General features: G+C 64.5%; 21 protein-coding genes. 10 read left to right on the top strand and 11 right to left on the bottom strand.

The annotated features are described in order from the left end of the window. The first annotated feature begins 372 nt into the window (after positions 1-372). The 3 genes from ffh to rpsP all read left to right on the top strand — a co-directional run bounded on the left by ffh (position 373) and on the right by rpsP (position 2,805). Entirely contained in the window at positions 373-1,962 is a 1,590-nt protein-coding gene (ffh, locus tag CK218_RS08390; protein WP_095827410.1) for a signal recognition particle protein, read from the top strand. A 7-nt stretch (positions 1,963-1,969) separates the two neighbouring features. Further along, on the top strand, positions 1,970-2,296 hold the full coding sequence (locus CK218_RS08385) for a chorismate mutase (RefSeq protein ID WP_066991680.1): 327 nt from the start codon (positions 1,970-1,972) through the stop codon (positions 2,294-2,296). Between the two features lie 107 nt (positions 2,297-2,403). Then, positions 2,404-2,805: a 30S ribosomal protein S16 gene (rpsP, locus tag CK218_RS08380; RefSeq protein ID WP_066991677.1), complete on the top strand. Its 402-nt coding sequence runs from the start codon at positions 2,404-2,406 to the stop codon at positions 2,803-2,805. A gap of 76 nt (positions 2,806-2,881) precedes the next feature. On the opposite strand, the gene CK218_RS08375 is transcribed toward rpsP, so the two are convergent. Then, positions 2,882-3,145 carry a YMGG-like glycine zipper-containing protein gene (locus CK218_RS08375; RefSeq protein ID WP_066991674.1) on the bottom strand — a complete coding sequence of 88 codons (264 nt, stop codon included), beginning with the start codon at positions 3,143-3,145 and terminating at the stop codon, positions 2,882-2,884. Positions 3,146-3,380: 235 nt separating this feature from the next. Next, positions 3,381-3,791, bottom strand: a complete 411-nt coding sequence (locus CK218_RS08370; RefSeq protein ID WP_095827409.1) for a DoxX family protein — start codon at positions 3,789-3,791, stop codon at positions 3,381-3,383. A 141-nt stretch (positions 3,792-3,932) separates the two neighbouring features. Here CK218_RS08370 and CK218_RS08365 point away from each other — a divergent pair, with 141 nt between their 5' ends. Then, positions 3,933-4,340, top strand: a complete 408-nt coding sequence (locus tag CK218_RS08365; RefSeq protein WP_095827408.1) for an ACT domain-containing protein — start codon at positions 3,933-3,935, stop codon at positions 4,338-4,340. A 245-nt stretch (positions 4,341-4,585) separates the two neighbouring features. Here CK218_RS08365 and CK218_RS08360 read toward each other — a convergent pair whose 3' ends face one another. Further along, positions 4,586-5,620, bottom strand: coding sequence for an aspartate-semialdehyde dehydrogenase (locus tag CK218_RS08360; RefSeq protein ID WP_095827407.1), 1,035 nt, complete (start codon positions 5,618-5,620; stop codon positions 4,586-4,588). A 285-nt stretch (positions 5,621-5,905) separates the two neighbouring features. Then, the gene (locus CK218_RS08355; protein WP_095827406.1) at positions 5,906-7,315 is read right to left on the bottom strand and encodes a glycosyltransferase; all 1,410 of its coding nucleotides are present in this window, start codon (positions 7,313-7,315) and stop codon (positions 5,906-5,908) included. Positions 7,316-7,462: 147 nt separating this feature from the next. Here CK218_RS08355 and CK218_RS08350 point away from each other — a divergent pair, with 147 nt between their 5' ends. Next, complete coding sequence (locus tag CK218_RS08350) at positions 7,463-8,170, top strand: DUF805 domain-containing protein (protein ID WP_095827405.1); 708 nt, start codon at positions 7,463-7,465, stop codon at positions 8,168-8,170. On the opposite strand, the gene CK218_RS08345 is transcribed toward CK218_RS08350, so the two are convergent. The 6 genes from CK218_RS08345 to leuD all read right to left on the bottom strand — a co-directional run bounded on the left by CK218_RS08345 (position 8,160) and on the right by leuD (position 12,456). After that, a complete protein-coding gene (locus CK218_RS08345; protein WP_095827404.1) occupies positions 8,160-8,657 on the bottom strand; it encodes a GNAT family N-acetyltransferase in 498 nt (165 codons plus the stop codon). The two genes, CK218_RS08350 and CK218_RS08345, sit on opposite strands and share 11 nt — an antisense overlap. 5 nt (positions 8,658-8,662) lie before the next feature. Beyond that, positions 8,663-9,766: a 3-isopropylmalate dehydrogenase gene (gene leuB / locus CK218_RS08340; RefSeq protein ID WP_095827403.1), complete on the bottom strand. Its 1,104-nt coding sequence runs from the start codon at positions 9,764-9,766 to the stop codon at positions 8,663-8,665. A gap of 138 nt (positions 9,767-9,904) precedes the next feature. Beyond that, the gene (locus CK218_RS08335; RefSeq protein ID WP_095827564.1) at positions 9,905-10,258 is read right to left on the bottom strand and encodes a VOC family protein; all 354 of its coding nucleotides are present in this window, start codon (positions 10,256-10,258) and stop codon (positions 9,905-9,907) included. A 62-nt stretch (positions 10,259-10,320) separates the two neighbouring features. Beyond that, the gene (locus tag CK218_RS08330; RefSeq protein WP_095827402.1) at positions 10,321-10,704 is read right to left on the bottom strand and encodes a RidA family protein; all 384 of its coding nucleotides are present in this window, start codon (positions 10,702-10,704) and stop codon (positions 10,321-10,323) included. Positions 10,705-10,832: 128 nt separating this feature from the next. After that, positions 10,833-11,777 carry a hypothetical protein gene (locus tag CK218_RS08325; RefSeq protein ID WP_095827401.1) on the bottom strand — a complete coding sequence of 315 codons (945 nt, stop codon included), beginning with the start codon at positions 11,775-11,777 and terminating at the stop codon, positions 10,833-10,835. Between the two features lie 73 nt (positions 11,778-11,850). Then, entirely contained in the window at positions 11,851-12,456 is a 606-nt protein-coding gene (gene leuD, locus CK218_RS08320; RefSeq protein ID WP_066991643.1) for a 3-isopropylmalate dehydratase small subunit, read from the bottom strand. A gap of 179 nt (positions 12,457-12,635) precedes the next feature. Between leuD and CK218_RS08315 the strand changes: the two genes are divergently transcribed. The 5 genes from CK218_RS08315 (at position 12,636) to CK218_RS08295 (ending at position 15,278) form a co-directional block, all read left to right on the top strand. Then, complete coding sequence (locus CK218_RS08315) at positions 12,636-13,061, top strand: GNAT family N-acetyltransferase (RefSeq protein WP_095827400.1); 426 nt, start codon at positions 12,636-12,638, stop codon at positions 13,059-13,061. A 75-nt stretch (positions 13,062-13,136) separates the two neighbouring features. Next, positions 13,137-13,457 (top strand): metalloregulator ArsR/SmtB family transcription factor, encoded by a 321-nt coding sequence (locus CK218_RS08310; RefSeq protein WP_066991637.1) that lies wholly within the window; start codon positions 13,137-13,139, stop codon positions 13,455-13,457. Further along, positions 13,454-13,903: an SRPBCC family protein gene (locus CK218_RS08305; RefSeq protein ID WP_095776712.1), complete on the top strand. Its 450-nt coding sequence runs from the start codon at positions 13,454-13,456 to the stop codon at positions 13,901-13,903. The genes CK218_RS08310 and CK218_RS08305 overlap by 4 nt, the downstream gene beginning before the upstream one ends. Before the next feature lie 34 nt (positions 13,904-13,937). Further along, positions 13,938-14,426: an SRPBCC domain-containing protein gene (locus CK218_RS08300; protein ID WP_095776713.1), complete on the top strand. Its 489-nt coding sequence runs from the start codon at positions 13,938-13,940 to the stop codon at positions 14,424-14,426. 42 nt (positions 14,427-14,468) lie between these two features. Then, entirely contained in the window at positions 14,469-15,278 is an 810-nt protein-coding gene (locus tag CK218_RS08295; protein WP_095827399.1) for a DUF72 domain-containing protein, read from the top strand. Here CK218_RS08295 and CK218_RS08290 read toward each other — a convergent pair. Next, entirely contained in the window at positions 15,197-16,363 is a 1,167-nt protein-coding gene (locus CK218_RS08290; RefSeq protein ID WP_095827563.1) for an FAD-binding oxidoreductase, read from the bottom strand. The two genes, CK218_RS08295 and CK218_RS08290, sit on opposite strands and share 82 nt — an antisense overlap. Positions 16,364-16,376: the final 13 nt, after the last annotated feature.

Below are 16,376 nucleotides of genomic sequence, written 5' to 3'. Positions count from 1 at the left end.
CTCCTCTTTTGCTCTTGAAAACCGCCCCAGCCTTGACTCCGCCGCCGATTTCCTGTCTAGACGCGCACGAATTCCGCGACGAGACCCTCTCCGCGAAAGCCGACCAGGACGCCGAAGCCTCTTTGAGGCGAGAGCTGTAAACCGATCCTGGAGGCCAACACCCGGCAGCGCGATGCGCCCCCGGGTGCTTTTTGGCTTTGCGCTTTGGCTTGGCGACCCGGCGCGAACGCACTACCTCTCGGGTCGAATGAACCGAGATCGAAGGAAGCAAGATGTTTGAATCACTGCAGGAGCGCACAAGAGGCGTGGAGGGCCGCAGGCCCGACAGCGATCGGCATGAATCCAAGGCGCTCTCGCACGGCGGTCTGATCAATGTTTGAGTCCCTGCAAGAGCGCCTTGGCTCCATCCTGAACGGCCTGACCGGCCGCGGTGCGCTGTCGGAGGCGGACGTCTCTGCGGCGTTGCGCGAGGTGCGCCGGGCACTGCTTGAGGCCGATGTGGCGCTCGAGGTGGTTCGCTCTTTCACCGACAAGGTGCGCGAGAAGGCGGTCGGCGCCGCGGTGCTGAAGTCGATCAAGCCCGGACAGATGGTCGTCAAGATCGTCCATGACCAGCTGGTCGATATGCTCGGTGCCGAGGGCGTCGCTATCGACCTCAACGCGCCCGCGCCCGTCGTCGTCATGATGGTCGGCCTGCAGGGTTCCGGCAAGACGACGACCTCGGCCAAGATCGCCAAGCGCCTGACGGAGCGTCAGAACAAGAAAATTTTGATGGCCTCGCTCGACACGCGGCGTCCGGCCGCGCAGGAGCAGCTGCGCCAGCTCGGCGAGCAGACCAAGGTCGCCACGCTGCCGATCATCGCCGGCCAAAGCCCGGTCGATATCGCCAAGCGCGCCGTACAGGCGGCAAAGCTCGGCGGCCACGACGTCGTCATCCTCGACACCGCCGGCCGCACCCATATCGACGAGCCGCTGATGGTCGAGATGGCCGACATCAAGAAGGTGTCGTCGCCGCACGAAATCCTGCTGGTCGCCGACTCGCTGACCGGCCAGGACGCCGTCAACCTGGCGAAAAGCTTCGACGAGCGCGTCGGCATCACCGGCCTGGTGCTGACCCGCATGGACGGCGACGGCCGCGGCGGCGCCGCGCTTTCGATGCGCGCCGTCACCGGCAAGCCGATCAAGCTGATCGGCACCGGCGAAAAGATGGACGGGCTGGAGGAATTCCACCCCAAGCGCATCGCCGACCGCATCCTCGGCATGGGCGACATCGTCAGCCTAGTCGAGAAGGCCGCCGAGACCATCGACGCCGAGCAGGCGGCGGCGATGGCCAAGAAGATGCAGTCAGGCAAGTTCGACCTGAACGACCTTGCCGCGCAGCTTCAGCAGATGTCGAAAATGGGCGGCATGGGCGGCATCATGGGCATGATGCCCGGCATGGGCAAGATGAAGGACCAGCTCGCCGCGGCCGGCTTCGACGACAAGATGTTCCGCCGGCAGCTCGCCATCATCTCCTCGATGACCAAGGCCGAGCGCGCCAACCCCGATATCTTGAAGCACTCGCGCAAGAAGCGCATCGCCGCCGGCTCCGGCACCGACGCGGCCGAGATCAACAAGCTCTTGAAGATGCATCGCGGCATGGCCGACATGATGAAGGCGATGGGCGGCAAGGGCAAAGGCGGCGGCATGATGCGCGGCATGATGGGCGGCCTTGCCTCGAAGATGGGCCTTGGCGGCATGATGCCCGGCGGCGGCATGCCCGACCTTTCCAAGATGGATCCGAAGCAGCTGGAGGCCTTGCAGAAGCAGGCCCAGGCTGCCGGTCTCGGCAAAGGCCTGCCGGGTGGACTGCCCGGCGGACTTCCCGGGGGCGGGTTGCCGGGCCTGCCCGGCGGCATGAAACTGCCGGGCCTTCCCGGTCTCGGCGGCGGCGGGCTGCCTGGCCTTGGCAAGAAGAAGTGAGGGGGCGATGAACGAGGAGAAGGATATGGCCGAGGCACGCGCCGTTCTGGCGGGCTACCGCGCTTCGATCGACAACATCGACGCCGCCCTCATTCATATGCTGGCCGAGCGCTTCCGCTGCACCAAGGCGGTCGGCGTGCTGAAGGCCGAGCATGGCCTGCCGCCAGCCGACCCGGCGCGCGAGCAGCAGCAGATCGCCCGCCTGCGCCAACTGGCGAAGGATGCGCATCTCGATCCGGATTTTGCGGAGAAATTTCTGAACTTCGTCATCCGCGAAGTCATCCGGCATCACGAACAGATCGCCGCTAACAACGGCGTGACGAAAACCGGCTGAAGCTGGTGCATGTCGCCCAAACTGCGCAGCGGTCTTGGGATTACGACTTGCACAAGGCCAAAGCCGCAACCCAATCAACGAACTCAGAGCTTGTTAGGAGATAAAGAATGGCACTGAAGATCAGACTGGCCCGTGCGGGCTCGAAGAAGCGTCCCTATTACCACGTCGTCGTCGCCGACGCCCGTTCGCCGCGCGACGGCCGTTTCATCGAGGCGCTCGGCTCGTGGAACCCGCTGCTGCCGAAGGACGGCGAACGCGTGAAGGTCGATGCCGACCGCGTTAAGCACTGGCTCTCGCACGGCGCCCAGCCGACCGACCGCGTGCTGCGCTTCCTCGACGAGGCCGGCATCGCCAAGCGTCCGGCCCGCTCCAACCCGAACAAGGCCCTGCCCGGCAAGAAGGCGCAGGAGCGCGCAGCCCTGCTGAAGAAGGCCCAGGAAGACGCCGCCGCTGCCGTTGCGGCCGCGTCCGCAGCACCCGCCGAGGCGGAAGCCGCCACCGCCGAGTAATCTCGGCCTCGGTCAAAACAGGTCAAAAGAACGGCGGGCCAACCCCGCCGTTCTTTTGGTCAGGCCCGTCGATACCTCAATATCCCGACGGGCAACGAGCAATATAAACGCGCCCGTAGCGGTCCCGATAACGGCACTTGCCGCTTTCGCTCGCACGGCCGATCAACGCGCCTGCCACGGCGCCGACAGCGCCACCGACCACTGCGCCCTCGACCGGGTCATTGGCGACGGCCGCTCCGACCGCAGCACCGCCCAAGCCGCCGATCGCCGCTCCTTTTTCCGTCTGCGAACAGGCGCCCAGCGCCACCGTCAGCACCAGAATGGTAATCGCTTTCTTCATTTCAGTTCCTCTCTCACGGGATCGCCGTCCTCGCCGCCAAGCTTTAACTCGCAAACGGCTAATTTGATCCCGAAGGGAACCAATATTGCTGTTTCGAAGGCAGGCGCGGGTTGCGCCAACCGGCCTCGACAGCATTGAGAGTGCTCACGAATTAGCGTTCGGTAACGCAGCTTGGCAACCCGGCTTCGAAGCCTTGCGGTCGCCGCAGCCGGTGGAATCACCAGAACGAACCACCTCAGCGGCTGAACGGGATCAGCGCGCGCACTCTGGGGTCGCGCAGATAGAGCCCGCCCCACAGGACAACAGCGAGATAGACGCCGAACAGCGTGTGCGAGAGCAGCGAGTTACCGATGCGCACATGCGTGGAAATGGCGCCGCCCATATAGGCGGTGAGCAGGATGGCTCCGAGCACGGACGTGCGCGGCAGCGCATAAAGCACAGTCGAGATCAGGCCGACGATGCCGAGCAGCCGCGCGGTGTTTGGGTCATCTGGCCAGCCGAGCTGCGTCATCGTCTCGGTGACGATCTGCAGCGGCGGCAGCTTGATGACGCCGTCGAAGATCATGAAAAGGATGACAATGGCGCTAAGCGCGCGCCCGGTCCACAAGGTGCCGTTCGAGACGGGAGCGGCTTCTGAAATGCTCATTGGTGTTCCCTCCTTGGTTGGAGCCTGGCTGTTTTGCCAGCTTCGAGCCAAGGACGGCGGGCAGGGCGGCGATCCTACAAGGGTCGGTGCGCTTTTTCCGAACGCATGATTGAGTGAGAATGCATGACCGGAGGAGAGAGAATGACCGGCGAGACCAATCTCAAAAGACTACTGGCGTCGATGACGCCGAAACTGCTCCCCGATGTCCATGTTTTCGCGACGCTGGCGCCGGGTGTGGCCGTGCCGCACGGTCTTGATCCGGTCATGCAGTTTCGCGAGCGGGAAGGCACGACGCTGATCGTGACGGAGGACCAAGCGAAGGTAGCCGGCCTCGCCGGCACGTTCCGCTGCCGGATGATCACGCTCGACATCCATTCGTCGCTCGACGCCGTCGGCTTTCTGGCCGCGATCACCACGCGGCTCGCCGCTGCCGGCATGGGCGTCAATCCGGTTTCGGCCTTTTATCATGACCATCTGTTCGTCCCGGCGGAGCGAGCGGACGAGGCGCTCGGCCTCCTGCGGCAACTGGCTGCGGAGAGCAGTGGCTAGCGCCTCGGCACATGGAATCAGCGGGCATCGCTCGTCACACCCATTGCGGCGCCACCTCATCCTCCTGCCGCGACCTTTCCCGTGAACGGGAAAGAGAGCTATCGGCCGAAGGCCGAGCCCCTGACGCGCGGCCCGTGAGCGAGAGCCCAACGGCCGAAGGCCGAGCCCGCGACCGCGGGCCGCCGGTCGTCCGGCGCCCTCGCGGAGGGCCAGCCGCGAAGCGGCGGCGCGGCCCGTGAGCGAAATTAAGCCGCCTTCTTCTTCGGCTGGATGAGGCTCCGTTCGACCAACAGCTCGGCGATCTGGACGGCGTTGAGCGCCGCGCCCTTGCGCAGATTGTCGGAGACGACCCACATCGACAGGCCGTTATCGACGGTCGAATCCTCGCGGATGCGCGAGATGAAGGTGGCGTCCTCGCCGGCCGACTCGAGCGGCGTGATGTAGCCGCCGTTCTCGCGCTTGTCCAAGACCTGGCAGCCAGGAGCCTCGCGCAGGATCTCGCGCGCCTCGTCGGCGGTAATCGGCTTCTCGAACTCGATGTTGACGGCTTCCGAGTGGCCGATGAACACCGGCACGCGCACGCAGGTCGCCGTCAGCTTGATCTTGGGATCGAGCATCTTCTTCGTCTCGGCGACCATCTTCCACTCTTCCTTGGTGAAACCGTCGTCGAGGAAGACGTCGATATGCGGGATGACGTTGAAGGCGATGCGCTTGGTGAACTTCTTGACGTCGACCTGGTCGGCGACGAAAACCGCGCGGGTTTGCGTGAACAGCTCGTCCATGCCTTCCTTGCCGGCGCCGGAGACCGACTGGTAGGTGGCGACGACGACGCGCTTGATGGTGGCGACATCGTGCAGCGGCTTCAGCGCCACGACGAGCTGCGCCGTCGAGCAGTTCGGATTGGCGATGATGTTCTTGCGCGAGAAGATTTCGACCGCGTCCGGATTCACTTCCGGCACGATCAGCGGCACGTCAGGGTCGTAACGGAAGGCCGACGAATTGTCGATGACGACGCAGCCCTGCTTGCCGATCTTGGGCGACCACTCCTTGGAGACATTGCCGCCGGCCGACATGACGCAGATGTCGGTGTCGGAAAAATCGTAGGTGTCGAGCGCCTTGACCTTCAGCGTGCGGTCGCCGAAGGACACTTCGGTGCCCTGGCTGCGGCGCGAGGCCAACGCCACCACTTCGCTCGCCGGGAAGCCGCGCTCGTCCAGAATGTTGAGCATTTCGCGGCCCACATTGCCCGTGGCGCCGACTACCGCAACCTTGAAACTCATCGAAATCTCCTGTCCCTCTCCGCTTGGTTGTTGGAGAAAACCCGCCGGCCTCATGCGGGTTCTGTCCCCCGGGCCGAACCCGGGAGAGGGTGGTTAGGCCAAGGGAATCACACCGTTTTGGTGGTGGTTTTGGCCGTAGTTTTGCGAGAACAGACGGACGCGTCGAAACGCCCGGCCCGATGCTGTGCATCGTGGCTGGGGACATCGAATGCCAGAAGAGCCAAATGGCCGCGCATTGAAGACGATCCCGTTCGCTGCCGGCTTTTACGCGCTTTGCGTAAAGAGTCAATTGGCGCAGGCTGCTGCCGCCTTGAGCCCGGCCTTTATCGCCGCCCAGCTTTCGGCAGGCGATGTCGGCCTGTGCTCTTCGGCGATACGCCCGGCCAGCAAATCGCGCCAGGCATCATCGTCTGTCATCCGTCGGATTGCGCCATACCAGCCGATCTGATCGGTCGAACCGACCGCGGGCATCAGGCCGCCGGTCGCTTCGATCAGCGACGGCGTGGTCGAGACGATGACCGGGACCCCGAAATCCAGACACTCCGAAGCGGCATAGCCCCAGCCCTCGATATGCGAGGGGAAAACGCCGAAGCTGGCACTTCGATAATAGCCGATAAGCTCCTCGTCGCTGACCGGACCCGCGAAGACGATCTTTTCTTTCAGCCCCGGATGAGCCTTGAGATAGGCGCTGAGCTCCTCGACCATCCAGCCCCAGCGGCCGACGCAGACGAGCTTCGGCAACCGAACGCCTTCGTCGAGCGCCTGCTGCCAGATGCGGGCGAGCATGATGTGGTTCTTCCGGATCTCGACGGTCGAGCAATAAAGGATGTAGGGCTCGCCAGCCTCGAGCCGCGACGTCATCCTCAGCCGCGCGGCCTTCTCAAGCAGCAGCGAGGGCATCGGGAAGCGATGGACGGCCGGCAGATCTATGCCGGCCTTGCGCATGTGATCGCCAAGCATCGTCGCCGCGGTCTCGGAGGTGCAGAAGGCCGCCGCGCCGGACCGCACCAGCCGTTCGAGATTGGGCCCGAAGGCGGCCTGCCATCTGTTCTTGGCGACAAGGTCGGGCCGCATGGTCGGGATCATGTCGTGGCAAAGAAAGGCTATATTGTCGGGGCCGGCGCAAACCGCCGCTAACTTTTCGCCGACCAGCAGCTGGTTGCTGATCAGCACCGTTCGAGGCCCGACATCCTTCGTCGGCTGCGCCGCATCGCCGCGAAGCAAACCCGCCCGGAGACCGGCTCGCCTAGAGAAGCGATAGGCCCGCAGCAACACCTTCGACACCGTGAAGGTGAAGCCGGGACGGCCGTTCGTCACCATTCCCGCAAGCTGGCGATCGGCTTCACTCTTGGCCATTGGATGGCGCCGCACCGATTGGAACCCCTGTCGCAGCGCGGCAGCGGCTTGCAGTCGTGGCCGCTGCCGGAACGGCGCGATCTCGCTGACATCCAACTGCTCCATCTCGAATTTTTCGAGCACCCGGAAACGATGGCTGGAGAGATCGAGCGTCACCACCTCGACATCCGGGTCGGGATCGGTGAGCGCTGCCCTGACCATGAAGTCTTCCAGCCGCTGGATGCCGGCCAGCGCGCCGCGCCAGGCGAGCAGGCCGGTCGCGTCGATGCAGATTTTCCGTCTTTGGCCGCCGGGAGCGTCGGCCGCTTCTGGCAGCAGTGTCGAGTCCTTCTGGGCCATTGCTTCGCGGTCTGTGAGGCGACTTGCGGCTTCTATCCCGATTTGCCGCCTCTACGATAGCCGGCTGAACGCCATCGCTCTTGCCCGCCGGCCGGCGCTCATGTCAAATCGAGCAAAGGGAAAGAATTCGACGCTCGGGGGGATCTGATGCGTGGCGAAGTTCTTCACTATGACGAGCACCAGGGCTTCGGCTTCATCAGCGGCGCCGACGGCAGGCGCTACAGTTTCGCGCGCGAGGACCTGCGTCGCGAGACAACGCTTGCCAGGGGAGCCGAGGTCGAGTTCCAGCCGAACGGCGAACGTGCCGGCAATGTCTTCTCGGTCCGCGGCCGGATGATCGATCCGGTTGACAACGCCGTTCCAGTTCCTGCCCGTCCGCTGCCGGGTAGCTCGCCTGCGGGGCAGCCGCATTTCGGCCGCAACGCCGAGGCCGAAACGGTGGAATCGACCGGCCTCTGGAGCTATTTCTGGCGTGGCGTGACGACGAACTACGTCAACTTCTCCGGCCGCGCCCGGCGCAAGGAGTTCTGGGGCTTTTGCCTGTTCTGGACGATCGGTCTTGTCGTCGCCATCGGCGTCGGCTTCTCCGCAGACCTGTCGCGCGGCAACGTCGAGGGCGGCGGCGATGAGCCGGTCGTCATGTTCAGCCTGCTCGGTCTTTACGTCCTGCTCACGTTCCTGCCGTGGGTCGCGCTCGTCGTGCGCCGCTTGCATGATCTCGGCCTGACCGGCTGGCTCGCCATCCTCTGCTTCGTGCCTTATGTCGGCTGGCTCGCCACCCTGGTCTTCGGCCTGATCCCGAGCCAGGCCGGCGACAACAAGTGGGGGCCGGTGCCGGGCGGAGTTAGATTCTGACGGCCGCCGTCCTTAGTGCCTCGCCCGACAGCCTGAGGAAGATCTTCTGGCCATGGCGTTCGGCGCCGAGCCGCTCGTAGAAGCGCAGCGCACCCTCGCTCCAGTCCTCGGCGGTGAGGTCGATGCGGCCAATGCGCTTGTCGAGGCAATAGCCGGCGAGAAAGCCGATCAGCGCCTCACCCACTCCCGCGTTTCGTGCCTCTTGGCGTACGAACAGGTCTTTCAAGAACATCAGCCGGTCGAGATCAATGCCCGGATGCGCGATCGCGACCGAGGCCAGGCCGGCCACCTCGCCACCGGCGAAGGCCAGCGCGAAATGCGGATAGGCCGGGCTTTCCTCGCCGAGCCACTGCTTTGCCGTGGCCGTCGCCCGGACATGGTCGAGCGGTGACTGCCGGTAATGCGCCGCCATTGCGCAAAGCACGGTGGCGAGCGCCTCGGCGTCTTCGGTCGTCGCCCAGCGGACGTCAACCGCCGCCTCTGCCATGGGGATCAGCCCAGGAACTTGGCGATGATGGCATCGCCCATTTCGGTGGTGCCGACCTCGGTCATGCCCTCGGACATGATGTCCTTGGTGCGCAGGCCGTCGTCGAGCACGGCGGCGATCGCCGCTTCGAGCTTGTCGGCTTCCACCGTCATGCCGAAGGAATAGCGCAGGCACATGGCGAAGGAGGCGATCATGGCGATCGGATTGGCGACGCCCTTGCCGGCGATGTCGGGCGCCGAGCCGTGCACCGGCTCGTAGAGCGCCTTGCGCTGCTTGGTCTTGACGTCCGGCGCGCCGAGCGAGGCCGACGGCAGCATGCCGATCGAGCCGGTGAGCATGGCGGCGATGTCCGAGAGCATGTCGCCGAACAGATTGTCGGTGACGATGACGTCGAACTGTTTTGGCCAGCGCACCAGCTGCATGCCGCCGGCATCGGCCAGCATGTGGTCGAGCTTGACGTCGGCATATTTCGCCTGATGCGTCTGGGTGACCACCTCGTTCCACAGCACGCCCGACTTCATGACGTTGCGCTTTTCCATCGAGGTGACATGGTTCTTGCGCGTGCGTGCCAGCTCGAAAGCGACGCCGGAGATACGCTCGATCTCGAACGTGTCGTAGACCTGGGTGTCGATGCCGCGCTTCTGGCCGTTGCCGAGGTCGATGATCTGCTTCGGCTCGCCGAAATAGACGCCGCCGGTCAGCTCGCGCACGATCAAGATGTCGAGGCCCTCGACCACCTCCTGCTTGAGCGAGGAGGAGGCGGCCAAAGCCGGATAGCAGATCGCCGGACGCAGGTTGGCGAACAGCTCCATGTCCTTGCGCAGGCGCAGCAGGCCGGCCTCGGGGCGCACCTCGTAGGGCACCTTGTCCCATTTCGGCCCGCCGACGGCGCCGAACAGCACGGCATCCGCAGCAACAGCCTTTTCCATGTCGGCATCGGAGATCGCCGCGCCATGCGCGTCGTAAGCGCATCCGCCGACCAGCCCCTCGTCGGTGGCAAATCCGCTGCCGAGCTTCGCGTTGATGGCCGCGATCAACTTCTTCACTTCGGCCATGGCCTCGGGGCCGATGCCGTCGCCGGCGAGCAGGAAGAGATTTTTCGAAGCCATGGAGAACCGTCCTGGGGAGAGAATTGAACCGCGGCCTTGCTAAACGCCGGGCGGGCTGTGCGCAAGGGGACGAGCCTCGAGATCCTTCACACCCCCTCTGCCCTGCCAGCATCTCGCAAGAGGCCGGTAGGCGCGCCATCACCGATGCGACAGGATATTCACCAGCCGCCCGAACGGATCGCGCACATAGAAGCGCCGCACGCCCCAGGGCTCGTCGGCCGGGCCGTATTCGACGGCAAAGCCAGCCTTGCGCATGCGGTCCAGCGCATCATCGACATCGTCGACCTCGATCGAGAGGTCCGGCACCGGCGTGCCCGAGCCGCCTTGCGACATGAAGCTGATCTGGACGGCCATGGTCTGCTGGGAGCCGTACGTGGCGATCCAGCCCATATCCATGAGCTGATCGAGGCCAAGCACGTCCTGATAGAAGCGCTTTGCCGCCGCAATGTCGGGCGTTTCGATATTGGCGACGATGCGTCTGACCTTGACCATGGGCCGCTCCTCGCTCCACGCCGTCGTTGTGCCCAGCCGCTTCGCAGCCTGGGCGACTGGCATCAGACAGTGCGCCTGAGCGCCGTCACCTCAATCTCGATCTTCATCTCCGGCTTGTTGAGCTGGCAGATGATCATCGTCGCCGCCGGGCGGATGTCCCCGAACGCCTCGCCGAGGATCGGGAAGACCACGTCAACATAGGCCTGGTCGGTAACATAGTAATGCGCCCGCACCACATCGGCCATGTCGAAGCCGCCGTCGGCAAGGGCCTTGGCGATGGTGGCAAGACAATTGCGCGTCTGCGCCTCGACCGTGTCGGGCATCGTCATCGTGGCATAGTCGTAGCCGGTCGTTCCGGAGACGAAACACCAGTCGCCCTGCACCACCGCGCGCGAATAGCCGGCGGCTTTCTCGAAGGGGGAACCGGTGGAGATCAGCTTGCGCATGGGGGCCTCGCAGGATTTGTTCGGTCATTCTGAAACGCATCCACAGCCCAGTCGTGAGCCAGACAACGCGATGCTGGCGGGACAGAGGGGAGGCGCGAAGGAACGCAAGCTGGCAATTGACGCTCGGGCTAATTCCCCTGCGTGTCGTCATAGGCCTTCTTGATATCCACCGGCCAGTCCTTTACCGGCGGCCAGGCATCCGGCTCGCCATTTTGGCCGCGGCGGGCGAAATAGACCTTGTGCTCGACCGGGTCGACCGCCATGAAGCCGTCATTGCCGCCGCAGTCATGCGGCACGCAGCCGGTGGCATAGAAGGCGCCGGAAGCGGTCTTTTCGGTGCCGCCGCCGACCAGCAGGCTGGTCGCCATGTCGGGCATATCGTCGCCCAGCAGCGCCTGCGCCGCCTTGTAAACCGCTTCGTTGTGGAACGCGTCGATGATGTTGTCGTATTTCGACGAATCGACGTCCTTCCAGTCGGTGCCGGGTTCCGGCGTGTAGGTCAGGTTTCCGGAGGTCGTCAGCCCTTCGGTCGGCGACCATTGCAAGGCCGGCTTGGTTGCTCCGGGCAGCAAGAAAGGCACAAAATAGATGGCGTCGTCGGAAACCGCGGCCGGCGGCGCGCCGCATTCGTCCTGCTCGACCGTCGTGGTCCGGATCTCGCCGTCCTTCGGTTTCCAGACGATGACCTTGGCCGGGCCGCACTGGTTGCCGCCGTCGCCGACATCGACCAGCGCCACGTTGATGTCGCCGATCTTGACGATCCTGTCGAAGGAGACGTCGTAATTGCTGGCCAGCTGCTTGCCGTCATAGGCCAGCACCTTCTCGCCGTCCTGCTCCGGCTGCGTGATGGTGAGCTGGCCGTCCTCGAACGGGATCGGCGCCTGTTTGTCAGCGTCGGCGGGAGCGGCGTCGGAAGTGCTCGATGCGCCTTGATCGGCCGCCCCTTGATCGGCGGCGGGCTGGTCGGAAGCCGCGGGCGCCTGCGGCGCCGTCTGGCTCTGCGCGGTCGCCCCGGACACCGCCAGAAGGATCGCCGCCAAGGCGCAGGCGCCGGCCAGAAGCGAGCGTGTCATGACTGTCCCTCCGTTCAGCCGCCACGGACCCGGCCGCTTGCGGCCGGGCTATCTATCACCGTGCCTCAGCCGTTCAGGCCCAGGGGCGCAGCTCGGCGTTCTTCTTCTCGAAGGACGCGATGGCGCCGGCCTTCTCCATGGTCAGCCCGATATCGTCGAGGCCGTTCAAGAGGCAATGGCGCTTGAAGTCGTCGAGATCGAACTTGACCACGCCGCCATCCGGGCCGCGGATCTCCTTGGCTTCGAGGTCGATCGACAGCGTGGCGTTGGAACCGCGCGAGGCGTCGTCCATCAGCTTGTCCAGGTCTTCCGGGCTGACCGTGATCGGCAGGATGCCGTTCTTGAAGCAGTTGTTGTAGAAAATATCGGCGAACGACGTCGAGATGACGCAGCGAATGCCGAAATCGAGCAGCGCCCAGGGCGCGTGCTCGCGGCTCGAGCCGCAGCCGAAATTGTCGCCGGCGACCAGGATCTGCGCCTTGCGATAGGCCGGCTTGTTGAGCACGAAATCCGGGTTCTCCGAGCCGTCGTCCTTGTAGCGCATCTCGGCGAACAGGCCGGTGCCAAGCCCGGTGCGCTTGATCGTCTTCAGATAATCCTTCGGGATGATCATGTCCGTATCGACGTTGACGATCGGCATGGGCGCCGCGACGCCGGTGAGCTTGGTGAATTTGTCCATGGTCCTTACCCGTCTTCTCTCTGCGGGGAATTTTGCGCACGGCTTTACACAAAGCCGGCGGCAAATGAAAGGCAACTGTTCGTGCACTGCCCTTGGGCCAAAGGCGGGCAGGGTGGACGGAACTGGAACACCTCAAAAAACGGCTTCGAAATTCTGTGCGGCCGGTGCAGTCTGCGACCATGGCCCGTCCTTCCAAAGTCCTCTACGCCAGCGAGCCCGCCCTCAATGTCGCCGAATTCCGCCGCGTGCTGGTCGAATCCGGCCTCGGCGAAACGCGCCCGATCGATGACGAGGCGCGCCTGAAGACGATGCTCAGTAATGCCAACCTGGTGCTGACGGCGCGTCTCGACAGCGAGGGCAAGCCGCTTGTCGGCGTCGCGCGCCGGGTGACTGACTTCTCCTGGGTCTGCTATATCTCCGAGCTGGCCGTGTCCGCCTCGGCGCAAGGGCTCGGCATCGGCAAAGGCCTGATGGACGAGGCGCGCCGCCAGCTCGGCACGTCCGTCGCCATCAGCCTGATCTCGATGCCTGACGCGGTCGGCTTCTACGAGCGCATCGGCATGAAACGCATGCCCGACGCCTTCTGGTTCTCCCGCAAGCGCTGATGCCATTCACTGGCAAGTGATCGGTCGATCTGTCGCGACGCTTGACATGCAACCAAATGGTTGCATATTAAGGCCATGACCATGGATGCCGTCTTTCGCGCTTTGGCCGACCCGACCCGCCGCCAATTGCTGGACAGCCTCTATGCCAGGAACGGACAGACGCTGAACGCGCTCTGCGAGCGGATGGACATGACGCGCCAGGCGGTGACCAAGCACCTGGCAATTCTCGAGGAGGCGAACCTCGTCGCCACCGTTCGCCGTGGCCGCGAGAAGGAGCATTACCTCAACCCCGTTCCGATCAACGAGATCGCCGAGCGCTGGATCGGCAAATTCGAGCGCCATCGGCTGGATGCCTTGAGCGACCTGAAGAAACGACTTGAAAGGGAAGAGCCGTGAGCGACAACACTTTCGTCTACGTCACCTACATCCGCACCACGCCCGAAAAGCTTTGGACGGCGCTGACCGATCCGGAGTTCAACCGGCAGTTCTTCCTCTGCTCCTACCAGGAGAGCGACTGGAAGGTGGGTTCGAGCTGGAAGCTGATCTTCCCGGACGGCCGCGTGGCCGACTCGGGCGAGATCCTCGAGATCGATCCGCCCCGGCGTCTGGTCATCAAATGGCGCAACGAATGGCTGCCCGAAGTGAAGGAAGACGGCTACACGCGCTGTACCTTCACCATCGAAAAGGACGGCGAGCTGATGAAGCTTGCCGTCACCCACGAGGCCGACGGCCCGCACCGGCTGATTCCGAACGTGTCCAAGGGCTGGCCGCTGGTGCTGGCGAGCCTCAAGAGCCTGCTGGAGACCGGCAAGGGTTTCGAGCGCCCGCCATCGAAGGGCTGAACGACGCATTGAACGGCCGCGGAGGAGGTTGGCAATGATACTGCCGCATAGCTGGCCGCGCGCCATGGCGAACACCGAGACGGTCATGGCTTCGGCGGAACTTCCCGCTTCGCCGCAACAAGTCGTCACCGCGCTTCTCACCAGCGACGTCGAGCGCTGGTGGGGGTCGGCCGAGACCTACCGGATGATCGGCTGGGCCGCCGATCTGCGCGTCGGCGGATCGTGGCGCGTCATCGTGAGGACGGCCGACGGCAGGACCCTGCCCGCCAGCGGCAGCTTCCTCGAGATCGAGACGGGGCTCAGGGTCGTGCAGACGAGGCGCTACGATTGGGATCACCCGACGCTCGGCCGTCACGAAACGACGGTTGCCTATCTGCTGGAGCCGACCTCTGCCGGCACGCGGCTCACCGTGTGCCATGGCGGCTTCGCCGGCTTCCCGGACGCCGCGGCGGAGCACGCCGAAGGCTGGGCGCGCGTGCTCGGCTGGCTACAGGCACATCTGGGCTGCCGCCTCGCCGCCTGAGCCCCGCCTTGACCTGCACGCGCGCCTGTCCAGATTGTGGACATGGCACAAAACAAATCTTTTGTCGGAACAGCCGGATGGACCATACCGGCAGCGCACAGGTCCTCTGTTCCGGCGACGGGCTCGCAATTGGAGCGTTACGCTTCGCGTCTTCCTGTCGTGGAGATCAACTCCTCGTTCTACAAACCGCATCAGCGCGAAACCTATGAGCGCTGGGCGTGCTCGGTCCCGGATCGTTTTCGGTTCTCTGTCAAAATCCCCAAAGCCGCGACCCATGAGCGCCGCCTGGTAGATTGCCATGATCTTCTGGATGCTTTCATGGGTGAGGTCGGAGGTCTAGGTGAAAGGCTGGCCGCGCTCTTGGTCCAGCTGCCGCCCAGTCTGCAGTTCGACAGGCAGATAGCCAAAAAGTTCTTCGCCTTGTTGCACGACAAGATCGACTGCCGCTTGGTCTGCGAACCGCGTCACGCCAGTTGGTTCGAGCCGGGAGCAGACGCTTTGCTGAGCCGCCTCCGCGTCGGGCGCGTGGCGGCGGACCCTGCCTCAGTTCCCGCCGCTTCCGCGCCCGGCGGCTGGCATGAGCTCGCCTATTTCCGCTTTCACGGCGCGCCGCATGTCTATTTTTCGGACTACGACGCCGGCCGGCTGCTAAAAATCAGCGCCCAGCTCGCCGACGCGGGCGCCTCAGCCACCGAGGTGTGGTGCATTTTCGACAATACGGCGCGCGGGCACGCGCTCGGCAACGCGCTGGCGGTCGATGCGATTATGCGTCAGATGACGTTCAATTCCCTGAACGCCCGCCCCTCAGCGACGCGCTCATATCCGAACGCCGTGCAATCGATCGTCCGATAGCCGCCATGCACGATGAGTTCCGAGAGCGCCTTGCCCACCGCCGGCGCCTGTTGCAGGCCATGGCCGGAGAAGCCGTTGGCGAAGAGGAAGTTTTTCACCTCCGGATGCGGCCCGATCACCGCGTTCTGGTCGAGCGTGTTGTAATCATAGTGCCCGACCCAGGCGCGCGTCGGCTTGATCGCCTCGAAGGCCGGGACGCGGGTGGCTAAAGTCGGCCAGATCACGTCCTCGAACAGCGGCCACTCGACCTCGAAATCATTGGGATCGGGTGCATGGTCGCCTTCCTCCGGCTCGGCGCCGCCGGTGAGGTAGACCGAGCCTTCCGGCCGTACATAGATGCCGGAGGGATCGACCAGCAGCGGCATGTCGGCATATTTTTCCCGCGCCTCGAAGACGAAGACGTTGCGCTTGCGCGGCTCGACCGGCAGCGCGAGCCCCGCAAGGGCGGCCACCTTGCCGGCGTTCGGGCCGGCGGCATTGACGATGATGCCCGCTTCCAGCGTCTCGCCATTGTCGAGGGCGACGCCGGTGACGCGATTGCCCTGGCGCGCGATACCGGTGACCGACGCGGTAGTGAAGTCGATCCTCCTCTCGCGCAGCGCCTTGCGGAACAGCATCAGCAGCGCATGCGCGTCGAACCAGCCCTCGCCGCCGCGGCCATAGGCGCCGGCGGAAATGCCTTCGGTCGAAAGCCAGGAGAAGCGGCGGGCGAGCTGGCCTGCATCCTCCAGCACGATATCGGCGCCTTCAGCGATCTGCGCCTCGTGATTGGCCTTGAGGATCGGCAGCCCCGCCTCGCCGGCAAGGATCAGATAACCGCCCTCGCGAAAGCCGATATCGGCATCGGCGCCGAAAGTCTCTTTCAGCCGCCGGAACAGCTTCAGCGTGAATTGCGACAGGCGGATGTTTTCAGGAATGGAAAATTGCTGGCGGATCGAGGCCAGGGACAGCGTCGTCGCCGCTTGCGAGAATTGCGGATCGCGCTCGATCAGCGCGATGGAGCCGGTAAAACCTTCTTCGCGCAGATAGTAGGCGACCGAGGACCCGACGATGGCGCCGCCGATGATGACGATGTCGTAACGCACTTTGTTCTCCGAT

This window comes from Mesorhizobium sp. WSM3879 (assembly GCF_002294915.1).
GTDB lineage: Bacteria > Pseudomonadota > Alphaproteobacteria > Rhizobiales > Rhizobiaceae > Mesorhizobium.
This window is presented reverse-complemented; position numbering and strand designations above follow the sequence as displayed.